Origin of the sequence: Bradyrhizobium barranii subsp. apii, assembly GCF_011516635.5 — a bacterium.
GTDB lineage: Bacteria > Pseudomonadota > Alphaproteobacteria > Rhizobiales > Xanthobacteraceae > Bradyrhizobium > Bradyrhizobium barranii.
The window spans coordinates 38688-61449 of sequence record NZ_CP096257.1 but is presented as its reverse complement, the minus strand read 5'-3'; the positions used below and the strand labels follow the sequence as shown (position 1 = coordinate 61449).

Here is a 22762-nt window from a genome sequence, read left to right as displayed (position 1 = left end):
TCTTTCAGCCGTCCACTGTTGGCCTCCCGGGACCAAGTTCCTTGGCCACCGATCTGATCGAGCGGCCACCCGATGCAACCAGATCAACCGCTCGCAAGTTGGTAGTCTTTTTAGACATCGTCAGATCTTGATGCTGCACGGAGTCCAGCCCGAAAGGCTAGCGACATTTGACGGTACAACATCAACATTGGATCGGGCTCCTACCTATTCTGGGCGCGACCGGATCAAGTCAGAGGGACAGGCGAGGGCTCTATCGCGCCGAGCAGGATGACAACCGACGCGACGGCTCACGCCGTTCGAGGAGCAATCTGTTGCGTGGTTTGAGCCTTGGCGATGTCGTCCGCCAACGTCGTCGCCCAGGCTCTCACGGCTGATCCTCGCCTCATTTTTTCTGGGACAGATCCAGAGTCCGGCCGGGGGTCCTTCGTCTCCCGCGCTTATGTGAAGCACCTTCCCCTGCCAACCCTGCGCGAAGGCGACATCGTCATTCTCGACAACCTCGGAAGTCACAAGTCGAAAGCTGTCAGGCAGATGACCCAGGCTGCTGGCGCCAGGCTCTGGTGCCTGCCGCGATACTCGCCCGACCTCAACCCGATCGAATAGGCCTTCTCCAAGATCAAACACTGGATGCGGCAGGCTCAGAGGCGCACCGTCGAAGACACTTGGCGCCAAATCGGTCACCTCGTTCAGGACATCCAGCCTCGCGAATGCGCAAACTACTTCGCAAACGCCGGTTATGCTTCAGTCAAAATGTGAAACGCTCTAGTCTTACTGCGTCACAAACGGTGGTCTGTGAAATGGGCGAACTTGATTGCACAACAAGGACATCTCGACAACGTTCGGACCAGCCCTTGTTCGAGTCGCCGTCGCATCGTCGTGATCGAATTTGGAATGTGACGTTGGGTCCGTAGCGGCAGAACCGCGGGGTCTGTAATCCGCGGAAACGCGAGCGAGCGGGATCGGCCGGGCGCGCCGAGCGCCTGAGGGGGGAAACGCCTCCCGCTCGGAGATCAGGAATCCGAAGGCTGCAATGCACATCGTTGCGTGATGATGAAAGCCGCGCCAGCCGCGTCCCTCGAAGTGGCCAAGCCCGACCTCCTGCTTGAGTTCCTGATAGTCGCGTTCGATGCGCCAGCGCAATTTAGCCGTCTCTACGAGAGTCCGGAATGCCACATCCTCCGGCAATGTCGAGAGCCAGTATTTGGTAGGCTGGTCCTCGCCTTTCGGCCATTCGATCAGCAACCATTCCTCCAACCGCTGGGTGGTTTGCCAATAATCACGGTGCGCGGCACGGACCCGCACGCGGGCAAAGCGCGAGCTCAGCTTTTCGTTCGTTCCTTGCCGCCACGTGATGGTGCGCCAAGCTTTGGCCGGCAGGCCGATCGCGAGCGCTTTAACGGCGGCCGGCCGACGCTGACGGTTGCGGCGCATCAGTTTCGGGGGACGGCCGCGGCCCGACCATGGCTTCGGCGGCAAGGGACCGGTGCCGGGCGCCCATACCGTTGTGCTCGACAGAAGACCCGCCACATAGGTCAATCCCAGCGCCGTGATCTCCGTGCGCAGATCGCTGTTGTTGCCATAGCCCGCGTCCATCAGCACGACACCACGCGGAAGGCCGGTCGCACAGGCCCACCGCAACTGCTCCAGCGCGATCTCCGGCTTGGTCCGGAAGCCGACTTCGGCAGGAATGCCCACCTTGCGCCGCCGATCGCAATCCTCAGTCCATTCCTTCGGAAGATAAAGGCGGTAGGCAACAGGCAGGCTGGCGTGGTGATTGGCAATCGATAATGACACCGCCACCTGGCAATTATCCTGCTTGCCGAGCTGCCCGCAATATTGCCGTGCAACTCCAACCGAATGTCGCCCCTGCTTGGGAAATCCGGTGTCATCGATGATCCAAGCTTCGATCGGGCCCTGGCGTTCGATCGCCGGCAGGACCATCTCTCGTACCTTGCCCAGCACCTTCTCATCCGACCAGGCGCCGCTGCCGACGAAATGCAGCAGCGATTGATGTTGGGCGGCCGTCCGTTCCGGAGCCGTCATCGCCGCCATTGGCTCCACGCTCTTACGACCGCCACAGGCCATGAGGCCGACGCAATAGTCGCGCAGCGGTGCCTTCCGATCAGCATGACCGATGACGCTGGCAAGCCCTTCCAAATACGTCGCAAATCGCATCTCACTGGTCTTGGTGCCACGCCCGCTCATGTAGCCTCCTCGGCTGATGGTCCATGCTTCAACCATCGCTGATTCCGGCCGGATAAAGCCTGCGGTTTTGTGACTCAGTCGTACTAGCCCGCCCTATTCGTGAGAGCGCGGTATTTTGGTCCGACTGGTGCATCCGCACACCTCCGCTGACGAGGCGCACAGGATTGCCTTCGGCTTTTCACCGCCTGACGACCGGTACTTTGCAACGCGCTTGAGGGATGGGTTGGGTGAACGCGGGCGGACGCCCCACCGGTCAAGGACCGAGCGGCAGCAGCGCGCCGGGCAAGCTGCGGATCAGGTCGGCTTCGGGACATGCCGCGGCGAACGCAAGGCGAATGCGGCTCTTGGTCTCGACAACCCGGGCGGCGATTTTCAAGAGCCGAAGACGCAGCGTCGCGAACTCGGCAGTGGCCAATTCCCGGACTTTGGGAATGGCGTCGCGCACGGTCAGCATCAGCCAATAAGCGGCGGTATGGAGAACGAGGCGGACTTGATTGGCGAGCGCCGAACGGCAACTGGTGCGATCGGAGGCGAGCTGCGTCTTATGCAGCTTGATCAGATTCTCGGCTTGGCCGCGCGCGCAATACAGGCTGTCGTAGATCCACTCGGCCGAGCCGACATCGAGGCTGGTGACGACGAAGCGGATGTCGAGGCCGAGCATCGTCGCCTCAATACGGGCGACGGTGCGTCGTTCGCGATCCCAGGACTTTGCCTTGTGGCGCGTCTCGGTATAGCCGCGCAGAACCGGCAGGTTCTCGATGGCGCGTCGCGTGCGGATGTCGTCGGCGACCGCGTCGACTTTTCTGGCGAGCGGCTTGGTGCCGGACAGACCGAAGATGTAGTCGATGCCGTTGGTCTCGCACCACGCCATTGCCTCCGGCCGGGCATAGTGCCCGTCGCCACGGAACGTAATTCGCGTGTTGTGCCACCGCGTCCGGATATGCCGTACCAGGCGGCGCAGATGGGCACGCACCTCGACGCCGCCCGGCGTCTTGCCGGGCCGCAGCACGACCGCCACGGGCCGGCTCTTCTCCGTGTCGTAGACGTGGATCGGCAGGAAGCAGCGTTCGTCATAATGAGCGTTGAACAGCGAGAGCTGCTGATGGCCGTGGACGACATCGCAGGTATCATCGATGTCGAGCGTGACGGATGCCGGCTCGCGCGGGTAGCTATCCATCCATGCGTCGACCAAAGTGTAGGTCAGTCGGATCACGTCGCGCAGGCGCGGAGCATTCTCCAGGCGCGACAGCGTCGGTTGGGAACACAGATCGCGACCCGTGTCCGGCAGCCGTCCGCAGGCCAGCTTGAATGCGGGATCGGACCGCAGATGATCGAGGTCGTCGGCGTCCTCGTAGCCGCAGCAGATCGCGAACATGCGCGCGCGGAACATATCGACCAGGCTGTGCACGACCCGCGTCGGATCGCGCCGATCCGGGAACACCCGGGCCAAATTGTCGGCCAAGCCGAGACGCCGCTCGGCCATCGCCAGAAGCATCACGCCCCCGTTCGAGGTCAGCCGACCGCCATCGAAGGCAGCTGTGACTTTCTTGGCGTGAACGGCTGGAAACGAGAAGGGCAGAATCGTATCGTCGGTCATGGCGGGCGTGGTGTTCGCGGCTGAAGGTGATGGGGTTGGCTTTGCAACCGAATCCTACGCCGCATCAGCGCTTTACACCACGCTCGCCAGCCTCTCAGGCGCCCTCTGACGAATAAGACGGGCTATCAAGGAGTTCGAAGATCGGCTTGGGAGGCGGAGGAGGGTCGTCAGCCGAGGCCGGCCGGGCGGTCACAATAAAGCCGAGCAGGATAAGACCCGCCCATACAACGCGGGCCGCTCTTCTTCCAAAGACAACTCTGGTCACGCTCATCTCGCGCCACCTTGCAAGCTCGAACGTATTGGCTGGCCGGCACCCTTCGGTCATCCGCAGGGCGGTATGCCCCTTGTGTCTGCGTCTGCCTGAGTTGTCTCGCCCACCTTGAAGCCGTCCTTCCAGATGCTCACAGTCGAACTCGCGCCGGACTTAGTATAGCAATATCCTGCCGCCGCATGGGCCATGGTGGCATCGATGCTTTCATTCTGGAGCGCCTTCCTGAAGTCCAGCGCCGCCGTACAGCAGTCGCGGATGGTCTTGATATCGTCTTCATGAAGCGAGTGCAGATCGAGATGCTCGATGAGCGATTTGGCATCGCGCTTTGCCGGCGGTGCCGGCGAAGGAGCTCCGCCTCGCTTCACTTTCTTGGCTTTAGCCTTGGCCTTTTTGACCTTGGCTTTGCCGACTTTCGTCTTGGTGGCCTTAGCCTTGTTGGCCTTCGATCTCGCGGCCTTCGCTTTTGTGACGTTAACTTTCTTGCGCAATGCCATCAGCAATCCTCCCCTTATGGTGCGAACCGAGAACTGCGCAGTCCGGGGGGATGTCCCGGGTTCTGTTGAATTTCTGAAGAGGTCGGCGTTGCCCACCTTGAGCCGGTAGGCTCGGGGTGCTGATTCCACAAAGGAGAGCAACGCCATGACGAGAGATATCACACCGGCTGGTTGGCCGGCGACCGGGGCTGTGGAGAAATCATTTGCGGAAGTGCGAGCGAGCTTCGATCGGTTCTGCCTTGCGGCAGGAATCGAGGCGCTCGGCACGATGATGGAGGCGGATGTGACAGCGGCCTGCGGGCCGCGCCACGGTCGTGATGCGGCGCGGCGGGCGCACCGTTGGGGCCGAACGCGGGGGCGGATCGGTTTCCACGGCGGCAAGATCGAGGTCGATCGCCCGCGGGTCCGGGGCATGGACGGCCGCGAGGTCACGATCCCGAGCTGGGAAACGGCGGCGCAGGAGGACTGGCTCGGTCGCTGGGCGATGAACCTGATGCTGATCAATGTGTCGACGCGCCGGTTCGGCCGCGCCGTCCGGCTGCCCGAGGGTGACGTGCCGGCACCGCCCGGATCGGGGATTTCGAAGTCGGCGGCCTCGCGGAGGTTCGTGGCTCTGTCGGCGGCGCGGCTGGCCGACTTCATGGCTGCCGATCTGTCCGCGCTCGACCTTCTGGTGGTCCAAATCGACGGGCTGCATCTCGACGACGATCTCGTGCTGGTGGCCGCGATCGGGGTTGACGGCGAAGGCAACAAGCATCCGCTGGCGCTGGTGGAAGGGGCGACCGAGAATGCAGCAACGGTTCAGGCCCTGCTGGACAACCTGGTCTCGCGCGGGCTCGACCCGACGGTGCCAAGACTGTTCATCGCCGACGGCGCGAAGGCGTTGTCGAAGGCGATCCGCCGCACCTTCGGTTCGGCCGCTGCGATCCAGCGCTGCCAGATCCACAAGGCGCGCAACATCATGGAACGCCTGCCGAAAGAGCATCATGCGGCCACCCGCCGGGTGCTGCGCCAGGCCTGGGAGCTCGATGACGCCGACAAGGCTGAAAAATTGATCCGCAATCTCGCGCGTCGACTCGACCAGCAATGGCCCGGCGTTGCGGCCAGTATCCTCGAAGGCCTCGACGAAATCCTGACTGTCGTCCGGTTGAAGTTGCCGAAGGAGCTTCGCCGATCGCTCGCCTGTACCAATATCGCCGAGAACATGATGGGCACCATTCGCCGCGTCACGCGCAACGTTAAACGCTGGCGGGATGCCGGTATGGCCTTGCGATGGGTCGCGGCCGGTATGATCGAGGCCAACAAGGGCTTCCGACGATTGAAGGCGCATAAGCAATTGTCGGTTCTGCGTGCGGCCCTTCAAGCTCACCACGATCGCATGACAATCAAGTCCGTTGCCCACGTCACGAGGGCTGCGTAATATTCATTCCGGCAACGTCGACCCGACGTAGTTCAACAGCGATCGGGACATCCCCCAGTCCGGCCTTCAACTGCTCATTGAGATGCGTTTGTTCGGCCAGGAACGACAGGGACCGACCGCCGGCAGCCAAGGGGCCAAAAGTGAAAACGACCTGATGGGTGCGTTCCCGACCGGCGCTAATGAATTTCCCAGACGGATTGATGGCGCCTGTCGTGAATGTCCAGGTGGGTGTGATATCTCCTAACACAGTTTCCTTGATCGAGACGGTTTGCGTCAGCACGTTCTTTTCGCCCGCTATGATCTCCTCCTTGCGCGGCGCACCCGCGAAACCCAGTGTCACGATCTGAATGCGCGATTCCAGCAGCGGCAGGATTCTCAAATCGATGTCGACGAGCGGCGAGCCTTCCTGGTTGCCACTTGGATCGCGGCAGGGCCGCATCTCGCTGTCCACGTGAAATAGGTTTGGCTTGTAAAGAGCCCACAGGGGATAGAAAACGTTATACTTGTTGTCGTTCGTCGACACGGCGCCACCGCTGATGCCGCCGCCGAGGGTAAAGACGCTCGATAATGGCGACACGGGATTCCAGAGGCCCGTCGGGTTTATCGTCGAATTCTCAGTGACGGTCAGATCCGTAGCAACTTCGACACCCCAATCATTGAGGAAACTGCTGTAGGCACGCCGACTGCGTCGCTTGAGGGCAAGATTCCGATCGTTCTTAATTGCCACGGTAACGGCGTAGCTCAATTCGCAGACAATGCTGCGCACGAGCACGCTATTCATGTCGCTTACGCCTTCTGGCGTGTCTTTTGGCCAGTCGCGCTGGCTGGGAATGTAGGTGCCGCAAGCCGCCAAGAGGCAGCACGGCACGGCGAAAAGCAGGTGCAATAACCTCATGTTGCATCGCCTCTTTTGTTCGCAGTCAATGGTCGTGCTGCCCATGCGTAGGACGTGACAACCGCCACGCCGCGAGAACGTAACAATCGATTTTGCCGCGCGACCGAGGTCGGATTTTCAAGGAATTACAAGCGATCAAAAGAGTAGTGCCGGACTGACGGCGAGTCTGTAGCGAAACCGCAACATGCTACAATTTATCGTTGCATGGGCCGCGCACAGTGGGCGACAAGAGCAATGTGTGCTTGTCGTCCCCCCCCCGCGATTGGAATTGCAAAACTATTTCCAACGGCCAGTTGCGCTCTCACGTACCCGGCATGAACGAGCCAGCTGGCTCAGCAGCGGCATACAACCGCTCCCGCTCCGCCAAGAAAGATGAGCTTGAGAATTATCTCGACATTGCCGGCATCGCCGACCTGATCGACGTGACGACGTGTTCGGACGACGTCGAGGAATACAAGCCGGCCCCCGACATCTTCGAAGTAGCCCTTAAGAAACTTGGGATCGAAGGCGCCGACGCCGTCGCGATCGGCGACACGCCCTACGACGCCGAAGCGGCGGGAAAGGCGAAGGCGCTTGAGGCTTGGGGTGCTGACAGCAATCTATTCCACCAAGGCGCGGCAAAGGAGAGGATCCGGACGTGATCGCAGCGACCATGGCGAAGCCCGGCGTCGTTCTCAAACGGCCCGTCGGATCCATCGGTCCCTTCCGCGAGCATGCCGAACTGCCCGCCAGGTTGGGCGTCGGCGGGAGACCGAAGGAAGCTCCACGCAAGCCGGAAAAAAGTAAACCGCAGAAGGCTGCTGGCCGGCCCGCCGACAAGGCCGCGGCACACAGGGCCGCCCTCGCTTACGAACGGGAGCGGAAGAGCCGCGAGCGCGAACAGGCGAAGGAAGACGCTGCCCGGCAGAAGGAGAGTGAGCGCCGCCAGCAGGCCGTCGACAAGGCGCAGGCTGCACTGGACGGGGCGGAAACGGAGCACTCCGACAGAGCCACGGCCATCCGTGCCGAGGCGGAGGCACTCGAAAAGAGGACGCAGGCCGAAGAGGTTCGGTGGAACAAGGAGAAGGAGCGGTTGATGGCCGCCCTGAAGCGGGCGCGAGATTAGCGTCGCTCGCCGCCGGGGAATCTACAGATCCTCTCGCAGCCCTCGGAAGAATGGATGCCGGACTTTTCCTTCCGCCGACTTCCCGCGGTATTCGATCTCTGCCAGCAGCTTCGGTTCCACCCAGATGCCTCTGTGCGCGATCCGCTTCGAAAATGCCTGCGTCTTTCGGATCAGCGGCTCCAGGCGCTTGCGAAGGTCGGTGGCGGAGACCTTGTCGAAGCCGTGGTCGACCTTGCCGGCGTAGACCAGATCGTAGCCCTTCCGCCGCCCAATGTAGAGACCGTCCCACCTCGATCCGTCGAGAGCGAAGCCGGCGATCGTCAGGGTCTCCCGCTGCGCGCAGGTTCTCTTGACCCAGTCGTTGCTGCGGCCCGTAGGATAGACGCTGTCGCGCACCTTTGACACGACGCCTTCGAGGCCGATCTTGCAGGCGTGCTGGAACATCTCTTGGCCATCGATCTCGAAGGATTCGCTGAATTGGATGTCCGTTCCGGCGATGATCTTGCTGAGTTCAGCCCTGCGCCGGTGGAGCGGGAGCTTCCGCAGTTCGCGACCGTTCAGATACAGGAGATCGAAAGCGACCAGCGCGATCTTCGTAGACTGACCCTTGAGTTCATTCTGCTGCACTGAGAAGTCGGTCGTGCCGTCGACGGCCGGCACGACTACTTCCCCGTCGATGACCGCCGATGCTGCCTTGATGTGCCACGCGTCGTGCGCGACCTTCTCGAATCGGTGCGTCCAGTCGTGACCGCGCCGGGTGAAGATCCGGACGGCGTCGTTGGCCAGATGGACTTGGACCCTGTAGCCATCGAACTTGATTTCGTGGATCCAGCGGGCACCCGATGGGACCTTCGCGATCGAGGTCGCAAGGGCCGGCTCTACGAAGTCTGGTAGCGGCGCTTTGACGCCAATCGCCTCTGCCTTCGTACGCTGAAACGACACCAACGAACTCCATGCAACTCGAAAACAGACTCAAACTGGGACGCCTGCATTTGTTCCGGAACCGGTGAATCCTTGCGGCGTTGCTTCGGTACCGGAACATCACACAGGAGAGAACGACATGGCAGCGAAGAAAGCGGCAAGGAAGACGGCCCGCGGGCGGATCCAGGACAGAGCCAAGGTCGCCGGCGGTCAGAAGTACGAAGTCGACTACGAGGCCAAGAAGACGGGCCGCTCGGCACCGGCCGTGAAGAAGGCCGTCAAAAAAGTGGGCAACGTCCGCGGCAAGGTCGAGAAAAAGCTGGCACGCAAGAAGTGACCCTTGTGCCCGCCGTCACCCCGGCGGGCATTCCGGGCAGGAGTCACCGATAGAATCCAAGACTTCCCGGACCTCCGCCACGGCGGCGTCCCGAGAGAGGCCTGCTGGCGGATGCTGCCAGGCGACTTCAACGGCATGATCTCGAGCGTGCGAATCCGCCCGATCTTTGGCCCAGCCGTGATATTCGCACTCGTGTATAGCGTGCGCTGTCATTCGGCCTGCAATATTGACCGCCAAAAATTTGCAAGCCGATTGACAATTTTCGATGGTTTCGTGCCGGGAGGAAGTGACCAAGGAATAGAAGCGTCCGAGCTCTCCAGTCTTCATTCGCTTGGTTGCATTTGTACTTTGTGCTTTATTACAATTGTGCCCGGCCAGTGACGTTGGCTTTGGGGCCATAAATTTCAGACGGAGGAATTTCAATTGGCAACAGCAGAAAAACTGCCCGCCGGAATCGTCCGTGCGGCGATTCACCCATCGATCGGCATCGCGCGGGTTGGCAACAGCTCGGACGGCAGCTTTTACGGACCGGAGATCACCGATCCACAGCCGCATCCCGCCGGTTTCTACCGCGACGGGAGCGGAGCCTTGAAGCGGCAATCCGCGCGCTTTCGCATCTATGGCCTGGATGCCGACGGCAAGCCTCTCGCGGAGCTGACCGCTATCGATGCGACCATTGCCTGGACCGTCCACCTCGCCAACAAGAAGGCCTCCTGGTACGAATTCCAGCTGGCGCAAGACATCCCGGAAGCGCTCTCAGCGCCGGCGCAGATGCTGCGGAATATCACAGTCAGCGATCGGGCGAGCCTGTCGATCGACCCAGGTCCACGCAGCATCAGCGGGCCGAATGTTAAAGGGGGGCCGCAGCACATATTCGACACCGGGAGCTTCATGGGCACGCCGGTGTATCTCGGCGAGCTTCGCACAGACGAAGCAGGTCGTCTCGTCGTGCTCGGCGGCCGCGGCAAGTCGGCGTCTCACACCGGCACTCGCGCGATTACTTTCGCCAACAATGATGGTTGGTACGACGACGTTTCGGACGGGCCGGTCACCGCCGAGGTGACGATCGGCGGCACGACGCTCCCGGTCGATCCGGCCTGGGTCGTGGTCGCGCCTCCGAACTACGCGCCGCTGCAGAAGTCGGTGCGCACAATGTGGGATCTAATGCGCGACGTGGCGAATTCTTCGCCGCGTCTGAAGCCGAAAGCTCCGCCGCGAACCTCATTCGAGCGGGATATCCGCCCGCTATTCGAACGCCTCGCTGGGCTGCAATGGGTCAATGAGGGCTTCGCCGCCTATTTCGGCTGGCGCTCGCCCGACTATCTGGTTTCACCGGAATGCTTGGCGCGCCTCAATAGTCGCGACGACTCCGAGAAACAAACCCGCGAGATGGTCGCCAGCCAGTTTCGCCGCGCCGATCGCGATGCATGGTCGCCGGTGCCATGGCCGTGGATGTACGGCGACGCCATGAATATTCCTACTCCGAAGACGTCGAATGCGTTCACTACCTTGACGCCGCTGCAGCTCACCATGCTGGATCATTGGGCGGACGGCGATTTCGACGCCGACTACGATCCCGCACGCAAACCGCCGCGCATCATTGAAGACGTTCCGCTGGCCGAACAGCCCGCCATGCTCGATCGGGCATCCCTCGAGTTCTGCCTTGCCGACGCCTTCCATCCCGGCTGCGAGATGACGTGGCCGATGCGGCAGACCTCGATGTACATGGCGCCGTTCCGCTTGCGCCATGCCGCTGACATGAATGACGATCCATCGTACGGTGCAGCCTTCACGCCGGACATGGTGACTCTGCCCGATGGTCCGCTGTACGGACAAGTCGCGGGCGGCGTGACGCGCTGGATGGCGGTGCCGTGGCAGGCCGACACGGCGAGCTGCCGCTCGGGCTACCCATCCGATCCGCCGGTCTACGCGCCGCATTTGCCGACGTTCTGGCCGGCGCGCGTCCCGAACCAGGTGCTCAGCAATGCGAACTACGACATCGTGATGAAGAGCAAGTCGCTGGACGATCGGTTGAAGGCGTTCGCCACCCGGTCGGACTGGCTGGCGCCGATCATGCACGGCGGCTATCTCGACCAGATCAACTCCTTCATCGGCGACATCGGCCAGATGGGCGTGGTGGAAATGCGCGACGGGCCGAAGGGCGATCCGGCCTTTCCGGCGATGATCGGCGTGCAGGACGTGCCGCCGCAGCCGCTTGTGGTCGCCGCGACACGGACGCTCGCGCCAGCGGCGAGCGAAGCCCACGATCTGGCCCGGATCGACAAGGTAAGGCGCTTCCCGTTCGGGCTGAAGACACTGATGTGATCGAGGCCGACGTCGTCATCGTCGGCGCCGGACCGGCCGGATCGACGGCGGCGCTCAATCTCGCGCCGACGCGGCGCGTGGTCATGATCGAACGCCTGCCCCAGATTCCGCCGCGGATCGGGGAGTCGCTGGTGCCCGCAGCGCGCCGGCTGTTTACCGACATGGGCTTGTGGCCCTCGTTCGAGGCCGAGCCTCACGTCCCCTGCTACGGTAATCGTTCGGTCTGGGGCAGCAACGAGCCCGTCGAAAGCGATTTCATGCGCGGTCCCGACGGGCACGGCTGGCACCTTGATCGCGGGCGCTTCGATGCCTGGCTGCGGGTCGTCGCCATTGGCCGCGGCGCGCGACTCCTCGCGCCGGCGCAAATGGAAGATATTGAACGATCCGAAGGAACCTGGCGCTTGTCGCTGGCGACTGCGACGGGAAAGGTCGGCTTGACGGCGCGTTTTCTGATCGATGCAGGGGGCCGCGCGGCTCCGCTTGCGCGCCGTCTGGGCGCAAGGCGGCGCAGACATGACCGCCTCGTATGCGGCTGGATCCACGGGGGTTCGTTCGGCAGCAACGGCATGACGTTCATCGAGGCTGTGGAAGACGGATGGTGGTACACCGCGCCGCTGCCGAACGATCGGCGAGTTCTCGCGTTCCACACCGATGCGAACCTGGCGAGCGCAGGGATCGCACGCGACCGCGAAGCGATGCTTCGCCATGCGACATCCGCCACACACCTTAGCGAACTGCTGTCTTCAGTGAAGTTCACCCCGGACGAGCGCTCCGGCTTTACTGCTGCGCATGGTGCGCACCTTACCCCCTGCGCCGGCGAAGGGTGGCTTGCAACAGGCGATGCGGCGATCAATTTTGATCCACTGTCATCCCTGGGGCTGTTCAACGCGTTGTACACCGGCCTTGCCGCTGCGGAGGCCACCGAAGGATACCTATTGGACGCAGCTAACGCACTGTCTGGCTACGAGCGGACAATCGCCGACATCCGGAACGTCTACGCCGAGCGGCTTGCCCTTTGGTACGGCACGGAGACACGGTGGCGAGAATGCCCGTTCTGGCGCTGCCGCATCGAGACCGCCCATGAAAATGCACGAGCTCCGCAGGCTCCTCACCTTTAGGCCGTGCTTCGCCGTGTGAAAAGTTCACAATGGCCGCTCGAAGCGCCCGCTAATGCGCTGAAATTGCTTTCTATGGCATAACGGGTCATAGCCGGACTCGTTCGGCAAAATCGCACAGGAGCACACTATGCACATCACAATTGCCGGTTCGGGCAATGTAGGTCGTGCGCTGGCGAGCGGATGGCTTAAGACGGGCCATAGCGTGACGTTCGCGACGCGCGACGTGGCTGGCGACAAAGCAGGAGAGCTAAGAAAGGAAGGTTTTGTAGTTGTCCCCCTGAACGAAGCTGCGACCAGTACCGATGTGATTGTGCTCGCGGTCCCCTGGACCGCTGTCGAGGCGACGATAAGATCGCTGGGGGGCCTCGCCGGCAAAGTGTTGATCGACACGACCGATCCTCTCAAATCCGGACGGGAGCTTGCGATCGGCTTTGGCGATTCAGGCGGGGAGGCCGTAGCGCGGCTTGCGCCGAGCGCACGCGTCGTCAAAGCATTCAGCACCACAGGCTCCCACAACATGGCAGACAGTAACTATCCCGGCGGAAAGCTGATGATGGCACTTGCCGGCGACGATACGCCCGCCAAGGAGATCGTCATGGCACTTGTCGCAGACCTCGGTTTCGACCCGATCGATACCGGCCCACTAGCCATGAGTCGCTACCTTGAGCCTTTGGCAATGCTGTGGATCAACCTCGCTTACACGCAGCAGTTCGGACCGAATATTGGATTCGCGCTGCTGCGAAGATGAAGAACCTCCCTGCGGTCCGACAACAGGTGGGCACGCGGACCGAGGCGCTCGAGGACTTCCGATATCGACCGTACGCGAAAGCCGAGCCTGACGCCGCGCGAGATCGGTTCGTCGCCGCGTCGCGGATAGATTTCGAAAACGACACCGTTTCCCGTGCTGGCGAGATGCTCGCGTCCATCGCCGTGACGCTCCATTTCGAAATGCATGCCGAGACCTTCGTAGAAGGCGGCGAGATTCGCCGGATCATCGGAGCGCAGGACCACCAGATTGATCGCGGGAAAGTTCATCAGGCGTTCGCCTTCAGGGCGGTCAATTCCAACTTAGCTTCCATGTCGTCGAAGACGACGCTCATTTCCAGCCGGCCGCCCATCGCATGGATGTGCCGCGCCAGCGTCTCGATCTGGACGTTTCCACGTCTTTCGATGCGTTGCACCGAGGGCTGCTTTATGTCCAGCGCGTTCGCGACGTCCACTTGCGTCAGACCGGTCAGGACGCGCATCTCGACCAGCGTCAGATGCCTGAGCACGCCATCTCTGAAAAACGACTCCCGGAGCTGTCCGATCCTCTTGGCGGCCTTGGCCGCGTTCCGGAAGACCTCGTCGGGTCGCTGGCCGAACACCCCGGTCGTCACGTAGATGCCGAAGCCGAAGTTCGGTCGGTACGACACCTCGGTGCGGAAGTCGCCATCCGAGATATCGATGAAGGACTCTCCTCCTTCGGACTCGGCTTCGTCCACGTCGATCCTCGCGTTGGGAGCGAGTTCTCGAAGGGCCCTGACGAAAGCTTCGATCGATTGAGCGCTCATTCCAGTCTCACCGTTCGTCCATCCTCGCCCGGCTTGTCCAGGCAACAGTGCGGACCACCGCTCTTGCCGGGAAGCTCCTCGATGCGGATCGCACCGTTCGACCCGATCCACGTATTGTGCCCCTTCGAGCGGTAGCGGATCAGATCCGGCCGTCCCGGGACCTTCCTTCGGCTGTCCTCTTGCGGAGGATACAGCCGACCATCGTCGAGGTAGTTGTCGGGGTCTTCCGGAACTCCGGAGAACTCGTCCTCGACGGTGGTCAGGATGCTTCGTAGCAGTTCAAAGGCCTCGTCGTGCGACGCTGCAGGCGCTGCGGACCCGAGCCGGTCCAGAAACACCGCAAAGCGTTGGCGACGGTCTAACATCAGATAGCGTCCTTTAATATACTCCGCAAGGTATATAAATTATTGGCGGATCCTGGCGCGATGTTGTACCAAGTTGTACCGCGTGATTGACACGGACCCTTAACCATGTCAATACTTCTGGTACAACAGGGAACAACGCTATGGCTCAAGCCAGATACTCCGCCGCGAAGGCGCGCGCCCAAGGAAGACCCGGCTGGACCGTGACCTTCCGGCACCCGCTGCGGAACGACGCGAAGGGCAAGCCGGGCCTCAAAGTCCGCAGGGGCCTCGGCACCTCCGATGCCGACGAGGCCGACCGTCTGGTCGCCGAACTCAACGTGATCCTCTCGGACACCTCGTGGTGGAGCGCGATGAAGCGCGACGAAGCCGAACGCAGGTTTTCGAAGATCATCACCGCGGCGTTCTACGACGAGATACAGGCGGGCCGGCCCGATCCCTGGGACGTGCGGGAAAGTCACATCCGCCTGCGAGACGCCACGGAGGACTACAGCCGCGTCATTTTCGTGGGCACGACCGGTGCGGGCAAGACGAGCCTGCTGCGTCACGTGATCGGCTCGGATCCGGACGAGGACAGGTTTCCATCGACCTCCACCGCGAAGACGACCGTCTCCGACATCGAAGTGGTCCTGGCCGATGAACCCTTCTCGGCGGTGGTCACGTTCTTTTCGGAATTCTGGGTGCAGGCCAATCTCGAGGACTGCATCGCGGACGCCTGCTCGGCGGCCTGGGCCAAGGCATCTCCGGCGAAGGTGGCGGATCGCTTCCTGAACCACCGCGACCAGCGTTTCCGGCTGACCTATACGCTGGGTTCGTGGGAGGACGAAGGGGCGCAGATTTCCGACGACGATTGGGCGTTCGAGGAGAATGCCTCGCCGATCGCTCCGGGCGACGACGATATCGACGAGGAGGAACGACGAACGAACGCTTCGCTGCTCCGTGCCTACGTGGAGAGGATCTTCGCGATCAGCGGACGTGCGACTCTGACACTGTCGAAGGAGCTCGACGAAGACGTCAGCAAGCTTGCCGGCCCCGATCTGGAGGCCGCGCAGGAGCTCTTCGAGGAGCGGATACAGGAGGACGACGACTTCGACGAACTGGTCCACGACGTCATGGACAGCCTGCGTTCGAAGTTCGATCTGCTTTCGAAGGGCGCGTTGGACTTGCATCCATCCGGTTGGCCGGCAAAGTGGACCTTCGAATGCCGGGAACGGCGGGAGTTCATCGAGCAGATCCGTTGGTTCTCGAGCAACTACGCTCCGCAGTTCGGAAGACTTCTGACCCCGCTCGTGGACGGAATTCGGATCCTCGGGCCCCTCTTTCCGACGTTCACGAGTACGCAGCCGAAGCTGGTGCTGCTCGACGGTCAGGGGCTCGGCCACACGCCGGACTCCTCGGCGAGCGTGACGACGCACATCACGCGCCGTTTTGCGGAGGTCGACGTGATTCTGCTCGTCGACAACGCCCAACAGCCGATGCAGGCCGCATCCCTATCGGTGATACGTGCAGCGGCGACGGGCGGCCATCAGCAGAAGCTCGCCATCGCCTTCACCCACTTCGACCAGGTCAAGGGCGTCAACCTTCCGGGCTTCGCAGAGAAGCGGGCGCACGTCATGGCGTCCGTGACCAACGGCCTGGCGAACTTGAAAGACGTGCTCGGCAACTCCATCATCCGGACACTCGAACGTTCGGTGGATCGGCAGTGCTTCATGCTGGGCGCCCTCGACCAGCCGAGCGGCAAATTGCCCAAAGGGGTCAAGGGCGAACTCGAACGCATGCTCGAAACGTTCAGGCAGGCGATCGAGCCGCCGCCGGCGCCGGCGGCAAGCCCCGTCTATCATCCGGACGGACTCGTTCTCGCGCTCCAAAGCGCAGCGAGGGGGTTCAGACGACCGTGGAGCGCCCGACTCGGGCTGCAGCCTCACGAGAACGCCTACAAGGAGCATTGGGGGCGCATCAAGGCGCTGAACAAGAGGATCGCGACCGAGATCGGCACGGAATACGACAGTCTGAAACCGGTCGCCGATCTGCTGGCCAGGCTCAGCGAGGAGATATCCCGCTTCCTCGACAACCCGGCAAGCTGGCATCCCCGCACTCCGGACGAAGCGGAGGCCGAAGCCGCGCTATCGTCGATCCGACAGCAGGTCTACACCGACCTGCATCGGATCGTCGAACGCAGGCTGGTCCAGGAACACCTCGACGAATGGCGCGCGGCGTACGATCTCCGAGGCAAGAACTCGACGTTCGGACGTGCGCAGGAAATAAACGCCATCTTTGAAACGGGCGCGCCGATCGCGTCCACCGTGATAAATTCCGTCGCTGCCGAATTCATTCTGGAAATGCGCCGTCTCGTCTATCAGGCGATCGTCGCCAATGGAGGCACGTTGCAAACCGACGATCTCGGCTGACGACTCGTCGCGCCATGTTCCGGCAAGGCGTGGGACGATCAGGCGGACGAGATCCGCTTGGACATCGAAGACCTCGACCGGAGGAGGCGCACTTGGCGTCTCGAGGGCGTTAGCGATCGAACAGGGACTGCTTCACGGAATCGAGCGTGATGGCCCATAGTTGCTGCGCCTTCCAAAGACCGAACGCGGCCGGCGGCGTTGCGAACTTCGTCAATCCGGATTTGCTCGGGGCGAACAGATATGCCCCGCCGGTCGGCTTTATCCAATCCGCGAGGGGAGCCGAGATTTGGATCGGGCCGGCGGGCCCTTGTATCTTCATCGTGCGCGCCGCCCCGTCGGAGCGACCTACCAGGAGGTCGTTGCCGCGACCGGGATTGAGATCACTGTTCATCCAGTGCTGCGTGAGAAATTCGAATTGGGATTTCACGGAGGACTGGAAGGCGAGGAACGCGAGACCTCTGTCGGCCTCCGGCGCCGCGTCGTAAAGCGGCCCGAAGGGTACGCCTCGACGGAGCATCCGCGGTACCTCGAGCACGTCCTTAGGACCGTTCCTAGGGTTGATCTTTCTTATGTGGGCGCCGAGAGGACAGGAAGCTCCGTTGGAATCGTTCTTGAAGTCGAAGTCGTTGCCGGGCGGAAATTGGCCGGGGTCGCTCGTCTGACCGGCCGCGACCGGCGTGCCCGACGGCCAACGTCCGACGATCAGGGCCCCCAGATGTTCGGCCGTAAGTCCCGGCCATTGCGCGGCGAGGCGCATCGCTTCCGACGCGCAGAAGGCGCGAAACGCCCCGACCTCTTGCGCGAGCCGGCGGAACACGAGAAGCGATCCGTTGTCGGTCAACCCGCGCGGATCGACCACGGGCCAAAACGGCTCGGAGCCCGCGACCTTCGGATAGCCGAACACGAAGTTGCCGGGCTGCAGCTCGCCGACGTCGTCGAAGCCCGCGACCTGCGGCTGAGAGATGCCGTCGCGAAAGCCGAAATGTTCGCGGTCGTCCAGCCTGCGCAACGTATCGCGATGCCCGGCGGACAGTCCGGCCGCGACGGCGCTCGTCACTAGTTCCTGCGCCCGTGAGGCTGTCGCTCCCTCGTCGTTGGAAGCGACGATCAAGAGAACGTCCACAGGCGCTCCAGTACCGCCCACACGCCAACCCGCAGGGTCGGACTTGTCGCCGAGCACGGAGGGAGCGCGTTTCACCATGCCGCCGTTGAAGGCTTCGTCGCGAATGAGCACGTCGGATTGGGTCTTGCTGAGCAGACGTTGACCGATCCCGACGCAAAGCCATGGACTTACGGTCGCGGGCGCCGATTTCATGGCTTCGCGCTGCGTGCGTACCTGGGCAACGGTGGTGACCGCAGGCGACAGGCTCGCCACCCATGCCGAGGCGCGCTGGAAATCGGCCGCATCCGCCACCGCGAGCGGCACCAACTCCTGGATGTCGGTGTTGAAACCGCCGAGGACGTTCCCCTGGATGTCGTCGAGGTCCAGAACGCGATCGGTCATCTAAAGGCCGACCGCGGCAGGACCGCCGCCACAGTCTTGGCGGCCGGCTTCGCGGCCGCCACCGCGACGGCGGCCTTTGGCGGAAGCAGATCCGGGAACGCGGGCTGGAAGCCGTCGCTGCAGCTTCCGTCGCTCGATTCCAGGAGCGCACCCTTTCGGCAGCATGTCGCGTCGCACTTCACCTCGGGGCCGACCGAAGCATCGCCCCTCTTCCATCGGGTGACGAAGAGATGGACCGAAAGCAGTTCGGCGACCTGCCCCGGAAACAGAATCTTGTTTCCACCGATCAGCAGATCCTCGATCGTCAAATTTTCCCTCTCCGGCACTTCGAGTTCGAGCCGCAGTACGCGACTGGCGTCAGGATCCCAAAGATCTGCGCCGCGCACGACGTTCCACCACTCTCTGGGAACCTTCGTCTTATTGTCCGGTAGCAGCAGACCTTTCTCTTCGATGCCCGCGACGTACAGGCCGACGGGGTTCGCCAGCGTGTAGCGAAAGCTCTGGAGGACCTGCGCATAGGCCTGCTGCGAGATCAGCGGATCGCTATTGCGGTTTGGATTTCCTCCGCGATTGCAGCACAGGAGCTTTTCGGCGTCGGTCCCGTCCAGCCGCGTGCCGTCGCCCTTCTTGCGTATGATTCCGGATACGCCGGCGAGATTGACTTCCGCGCCGAGCGAGTTGGCGCGATGAGATAGGTGCACGATCCCCGGATTGATGTTGTACCTGTTGCGGGGATTGAAGCCGCCCGGCTCCGCAACGGTAATCGTCGAACCGTCCTTGAGGCGACGGTATATGCCGTCCTTGGCGCGAAGGTCGTCGACCTTCAGATCTCGCTGCCCCGTGAAATCCTTGTAGAGCTCCAGAACGCGGCCTTCGTCGTGTTCGAACAGTTCGGAGAAGTAGTCGTATCCCTCCGCCACGAACGTAATCTTCGTGATTCTTCTCTGGTCGTCCCGCCGTACGGCCCACTCGAGATATTCGTCCTGACGGTCGCGGACGGGAAGGTGCAGCACCCTATCGTGCCGGTCCACGAAGACCCCGGCACGGTGATCGTCTTCTCCGAGATGCTCGACTGCCCTGTAGTTTCCGTCCGGATCGCCGTCCACGGGAGGGTACTCTTTCCAGGGAGCCTTTCGGGATACCGCCCTTGGAAATCCGTTCCAAGGCTGGATCGGCACGGTCTCGGCGGTCTCCGGTGGCGCGGTGCGCGTCGGATCGACGTACGCGAGCTTGTCGCGTTCCGCCTCGATCTGATCGCTGGTTGCCTCGTCCACGCCGAGACTGGACGCGGCCAGTATCGCAATGATGTCGCGCGCCTCCTTCTCCATCGCACGATGCCAGTCCTTAGGATCCCGGAAATCCTTCAGTCCGGCGGGCGCATCGAACATCCAATCGGCCATTTCCGGTTCTCCCCAAAAGGTTGCAAAAGCAGCATCATGCCCCTTTCGTAGAAATTTGCATCACCTTTTGACAGCGGGTGAGATATCGACCGGTGCGAGCCGACGCCTCGCCGCCGGCGAAGTCGGAATTGTCAGGAGCCACCGGTCTCGTCGAAGAGCCCACCGCTGGACGGCGACCGCAGTGCGAACGGCGGCTGCCTCGCAGCGCTATGGCTGCTGCGGACACGGCCATCGAGTGTAGCATTTTCCCTTGATGACGTTGCTGTCGCAGCAGATTTCGACGTGATTGGAGCATCGGCTTCCTGCCGGGCCGCACTGCTTGCTCATTCGCGCAGCGGGAACGGGCGAATACGGCGGACCGCTGAAAGCGCCCATCGTCTTGATGTCTTTCACGACGCCGCCGATCCGCAGGAAAATTCGCGAACCTTTCTCGTCCTTGATCACCGTGACGTCTTTATTTTCGAGCGTCCAACGCTCGTTCGCATCGTCTGCGGGAACGAGTGCCGTATCACTTATGCCGGTCGTCTCGACCCTTCCTTCGAATTCGACCCATTCCGAATCGCTAAAGTCCGTAGGCACCTTGTTCAGGTCGGTCATGCATGCTTCTCCCAGCCGCGGGAATGCGACCCACAACAACTTTGCGGCCACCGGCAAGCTGGTGGCCAGAATAGCGGCGACCAGTCCGGCGCAGAGCACGCCGCGGATGGCCGGATAGAGGATATCGAAAAGATCGACGCCGAGGTAATAAGTTTCGACAGCGAGCTTCGACGGAAATAGCCGGGCGACGTCCGCAGCGTCCGCGGCGACGGCCGCGGCGGTGGCGGGCCGCTCGGATTCGGCCTCCGCAACGGCATGTTCGCCGGCATCCGTTTCGGCTGTCGGCTGAAGGCCTGCCGCCGCCCCGAGTTGTCTCAGCCGACCGTCCAATAGCGCCTTCGTGTCGTCGTCGAACGACCCTCGGTTCTCGGCGGCGAATGCCGAAATCGTATCCGCCAGACTGGAAGGGGGAATGGCGTGGCCGTGCTTCTCGACCGAACGCACCAAGACGAGAGCCGCGTCTTCGCGGGCGAGGCCGCCGCTCTTGCGGATGGAGTGCGCCAGGATCGGAGGACAGTAGAAATTGTAGACGCCGTGAAGCGCCAGGTAGAGCGCGTATCCCGCGAGTTCGATGCGGATGGTGTCGATGGCCGAGAAATGCCTGCAGAAAAGATCGAAATTGAAGACGTGCTGGTTGACCCAGACCGCCCAGATCGAGTTCTTGGCGAGCCCCTCGGTCACGTAGAAGAGCACATAGGACAGAAAGATGATCGTCAGCGGAATCCTGGATCCCTTGAAAAAGGGCTCCAGCGCGGTCCACCGCGGAGTGTGCAGCCGTGCCAGCCATCCGACATCGGGAAACCTGGCGACGAGCAGCTCGAAGCCATAGACAAGAACGGCGCAGACGAAAGCAGCGATCGAGACTGTCCAAGGATGTAGAACAGGCTCGCCTCGTTGGCCCCAGACGTAGGCCCACCGAAGCGCTTCCGCGCCCATCAGAATCGGGAAGACGACCGCAAAGCGCAGCCCAAACCTCTTCAGATGCGCGATGGCTTCTGTCCTCCCGGAAGCGGCGTTCGTCATAGGAGACCGCCCGTCCGACCGGCTAAGGGATGCGAATATCTGTCGAGGCGGAATGCTTCCGGTGCCAGCACCTTCGGATCGAGCGCCATGTCCGCGACCATCGCGCCGATTGCGCTGGCGAACTTCGCGCCGTGACCGGAGCACGGCGAAGCGACGATGATGCGGGGATCGTGGGGAAGCCGGTCGATGATGAACTCGTTGCCGTCGTCCTTGCGAAGGTCCGCTGCGAGAGTATTGGTGTAGAGACAGATGTCGCGATCCACGATCGGACCCGCGGCACCGGGCAACAGATCGGCGAGCGTCGTTCCGACCACATCCAGTTCGTCGTCTGTCGCGGGCGGCTCCCAGGCGTCGGCGTCGACCACCGGACCATGGTCGTGCTGCGCCGCCTTCACGCCTCGTCCCTCGAAATCCGGAAAGCCGTAGACCAGACCGCGCGCGCCTTCGACAATGAATATCGGAAACTCGCCGTAGCGCACCCATTCCGGTCTCGCCGGCGCGAACCAACCGACCGGCTGACGGGTGATCTTCAAATGTCGGGCAAGCCGCGGGACCAGCCCGGCTATCCAAGGTCCGGCGGCGACGATGACCTTCTCGGCCAAGACCTCCTCGTGCGGCGTCGTGATGCGGATGCCGGCCGCCGTCGGCCGCATCCGCGCCGTGGCGGCGACGATGCGCTGCTCGGCTCCTTCCCGGAACGCACGGATCGCCGCTTCCGCCAACAGGATGCCGCCGCTTTCCTGCACGACCACGTCCCATTCCTCAGGCAACCGGAAGGCCGGAAATGCCGCGTTGGCTTCCGTTCCGGTGGCAGCACCGGCGATGTCGCCCTTGAGCCGGGCGGCGGCGCGGGAATCGGCGACCATCTTCGATCCGGGGGGTCCCGCTTCGAGCACGCGGCTCGGCATGAGGATGGTCCGCCCGCTGGCGGACTCCAGCATCCGCCATCTCTTGAATGCCGCATCACTGAGGTCGGTGTAGGCCGCGCTCTCGAAATTGAAGCGCCGGTACACGCGGCAGGAACCATGCGAAGACCCGCGAGCCTCGCCCACGGTGATGGGATCGAACCCGAGAACGTCGGCCCCGCGACGCACCAGCGAGTGGAGCGCCGAGCTTCCCATCAGGCCGAGGCCGACGATCGCGATTTCGCATAGACGCACTCTTGTCTCCCGTCCTTCACCGCCGCCCTTCTGTGGCTCGTCCCGGCATTCTCGCCTTGCTTCGAAG

The 22762-nt window shown here is 62.5% G+C and carries 21 protein-coding genes and 1 pseudogene; 9 read left to right on the top strand and 13 right to left on the bottom strand.

Going from position 1 to position 22762, the window contains the following annotated elements; all coding sequences use genetic code 11:
• Positions 1–435: 435 nt before the first annotated feature.
• Positions 436–756, top strand: a pseudogene (locus HAP41_RS49340) (transposase); the annotation flags it as partial.
• Between the two features lie 12 nt (positions 757–768).
• Here the strand turns inward: HAP41_RS49340 and HAP41_RS49335 are convergent.
• The 3 genes from HAP41_RS49335 to HAP41_RS49325 form a co-directional block, all read right to left on the bottom strand.
• Positions 769–2205 (bottom strand): IS701 family transposase, encoded by a 1437-nt coding sequence (locus HAP41_RS49335; protein ID WP_166105276.1) that lies wholly within the window; start codon positions 2203–2205, stop codon positions 769–771.
• A 253-nt stretch (positions 2206–2458) separates the two neighbouring features.
• Positions 2459–3802 carry an IS1380 family transposase gene (locus HAP41_RS49330; RefSeq protein ID WP_166053720.1) on the bottom strand — a complete coding sequence of 448 codons (1344 nt, stop codon included), beginning with the start codon at positions 3800–3802 and terminating at the stop codon, positions 2459–2461.
• Between the two features lie 321 nt (positions 3803–4123).
• On the bottom strand, positions 4124–4567 hold the full coding sequence (locus HAP41_RS49325) for a hypothetical protein (RefSeq protein WP_166107126.1): 444 nt from the start codon (positions 4565–4567) through the stop codon (positions 4124–4126).
• A 145-nt stretch (positions 4568–4712) separates the two neighbouring features.
• On the opposite strand from HAP41_RS49325, the gene HAP41_RS49320 reads away from it, so the two are divergent.
• Positions 4713–5987, top strand: coding sequence for an IS256 family transposase (locus HAP41_RS49320; RefSeq protein WP_166064748.1), 1275 nt, complete (start codon positions 4713–4715; stop codon positions 5985–5987).
• Here the strand turns inward: HAP41_RS49320 and HAP41_RS49315 are convergent.
• A complete protein-coding gene (locus HAP41_RS49315) occupies positions 5971–6882 on the bottom strand; it encodes a hypothetical protein (protein ID WP_166107124.1) in 912 nt (303 codons plus the stop codon). The genes HAP41_RS49320 and HAP41_RS49315 overlap by 17 nt on opposite strands.
• A 314-nt stretch (positions 6883–7196) precedes the next feature.
• Between HAP41_RS49315 and HAP41_RS49310 the strand changes: the two genes are divergently transcribed.
• Together HAP41_RS49310 and HAP41_RS49305 are read left to right on the top strand one after the other, a co-directional pair.
• Positions 7197–7523, top strand: a complete 327-nt coding sequence (locus HAP41_RS49310; RefSeq protein ID WP_166107121.1) for an HAD hydrolase-like protein — start codon at positions 7197–7199, stop codon at positions 7521–7523.
• On the top strand, positions 7520–7987 hold the full coding sequence (locus tag HAP41_RS49305) for a cell envelope biogenesis protein TolA (protein ID WP_166107119.1): 468 nt from the start codon (positions 7520–7522) through the stop codon (positions 7985–7987). The genes HAP41_RS49310 and HAP41_RS49305 overlap by 4 nt, the downstream gene beginning before the upstream one ends.
• A 21-nt stretch (positions 7988–8008) precedes the next feature.
• Here HAP41_RS49305 and ligD read toward each other — a convergent pair whose 3' ends face one another.
• Positions 8009–8929 (bottom strand): non-homologous end-joining DNA ligase, encoded by a 921-nt coding sequence (ligD, locus tag HAP41_RS49300; protein WP_166107117.1) that lies wholly within the window; start codon positions 8927–8929, stop codon positions 8009–8011.
• A gap of 118 nt (positions 8930–9047) precedes the next feature.
• Between ligD and HAP41_RS49295 the strand changes: the two genes are divergently transcribed.
• A complete protein-coding gene (locus HAP41_RS49295; RefSeq protein WP_166107115.1) occupies positions 9048–9245 on the top strand; it encodes a DUF3606 domain-containing protein in 198 nt (65 codons plus the stop codon).
• 15 nt (positions 9246–9260) lie between these two features.
• Here the strand turns inward: HAP41_RS49295 and HAP41_RS49290 are convergent, their stop codons facing one another.
• Positions 9261–9458 carry a hypothetical protein gene (locus HAP41_RS49290; protein ID WP_224581115.1) on the bottom strand — a complete coding sequence of 66 codons (198 nt, stop codon included), beginning with the start codon at positions 9456–9458 and terminating at the stop codon, positions 9261–9263.
• A gap of 210 nt (positions 9459–9668) precedes the next feature.
• On the opposite strand from HAP41_RS49290, the gene HAP41_RS49285 reads away from it, so the two are divergent.
• From HAP41_RS49285 to HAP41_RS49275, 3 genes are all read left to right on the top strand, one after another.
• Positions 9669–11570: a LodA/GoxA family CTQ-dependent oxidase gene (locus tag HAP41_RS49285; RefSeq protein ID WP_166107113.1), complete on the top strand. Its 1902-nt coding sequence runs from the start codon at positions 9669–9671 to the stop codon at positions 11568–11570.
• A complete protein-coding gene (locus tag HAP41_RS49280; RefSeq protein WP_166107112.1) occupies positions 11567–12688 on the top strand; it encodes an NAD(P)/FAD-dependent oxidoreductase in 1122 nt (373 codons plus the stop codon). Before HAP41_RS49285 ends, HAP41_RS49280 begins: the two co-directional genes overlap by 4 nt.
• A 127-nt stretch (positions 12689–12815) precedes the next feature.
• A complete protein-coding gene (locus HAP41_RS49275) occupies positions 12816–13436 on the top strand; it encodes an NADPH-dependent F420 reductase (protein ID WP_166107111.1) in 621 nt (206 codons plus the stop codon).
• Here the strand turns inward: HAP41_RS49275 and HAP41_RS49270 are convergent.
• The 3 genes from HAP41_RS49270 to HAP41_RS49260 form a co-directional block, all read right to left on the bottom strand.
• Positions 13385–13723, bottom strand: coding sequence for a VOC family protein (locus HAP41_RS49270; protein ID WP_166107110.1), 339 nt, complete (start codon positions 13721–13723; stop codon positions 13385–13387). The genes HAP41_RS49275 and HAP41_RS49270 overlap by 52 nt on opposite strands.
• Positions 13723–14172, bottom strand: coding sequence for a helix-turn-helix domain-containing protein (locus tag HAP41_RS49265; protein ID WP_166107109.1), 450 nt, complete (start codon positions 14170–14172; stop codon positions 13723–13725). The genes HAP41_RS49270 and HAP41_RS49265 overlap by 1 nt, the downstream gene beginning before the upstream one ends.
• A gap of 65 nt (positions 14173–14237) precedes the next feature.
• On the bottom strand, positions 14238–14606 hold the full coding sequence (locus tag HAP41_RS49260) for a hypothetical protein (protein WP_175618596.1): 369 nt from the start codon (positions 14604–14606) through the stop codon (positions 14238–14240).
• Between the two features lie 140 nt (positions 14607–14746).
• On the opposite strand from HAP41_RS49260, the gene HAP41_RS49255 reads away from it, so the two are divergent.
• On the top strand, positions 14747–17011 hold the full coding sequence (locus tag HAP41_RS49255; protein ID WP_166107108.1) for a hypothetical protein: 2265 nt from the start codon (positions 14747–14749) through the stop codon (positions 17009–17011).
• 109 nt (positions 17012–17120) lie between these two features.
• Here HAP41_RS49255 and HAP41_RS49250 read toward each other — a convergent pair whose 3' ends face one another.
• The 4 genes from HAP41_RS49250 to solA form a co-directional block, all read right to left on the bottom strand.
• On the bottom strand, positions 17121–18437 hold the full coding sequence (locus HAP41_RS49250; protein ID WP_166107107.1) for a Dyp-type peroxidase: 1317 nt from the start codon (positions 18435–18437) through the stop codon (positions 17121–17123).
• Between the two features lie 74 nt (positions 18438–18511).
• A complete protein-coding gene (locus HAP41_RS49245) occupies positions 18512–19915 on the bottom strand; it encodes a DUF8225 domain-containing protein (protein ID WP_166107106.1) in 1404 nt (467 codons plus the stop codon).
• Positions 19916–20122: 207 nt separating this feature from the next.
• Entirely contained in the window at positions 20123–21535 is a 1413-nt protein-coding gene (locus HAP41_RS49240) for a hypothetical protein (protein WP_166107104.1), read from the bottom strand.
• A complete protein-coding gene (gene solA / locus HAP41_RS49235; protein WP_166107102.1) occupies positions 21532–22695 on the bottom strand; it encodes an N-methyl-L-tryptophan oxidase in 1164 nt (387 codons plus the stop codon). Before solA ends, HAP41_RS49240 begins: the two co-directional genes overlap by 4 nt.
• Between the last annotated feature and the right edge of the window lie 67 nt (positions 22696–22762).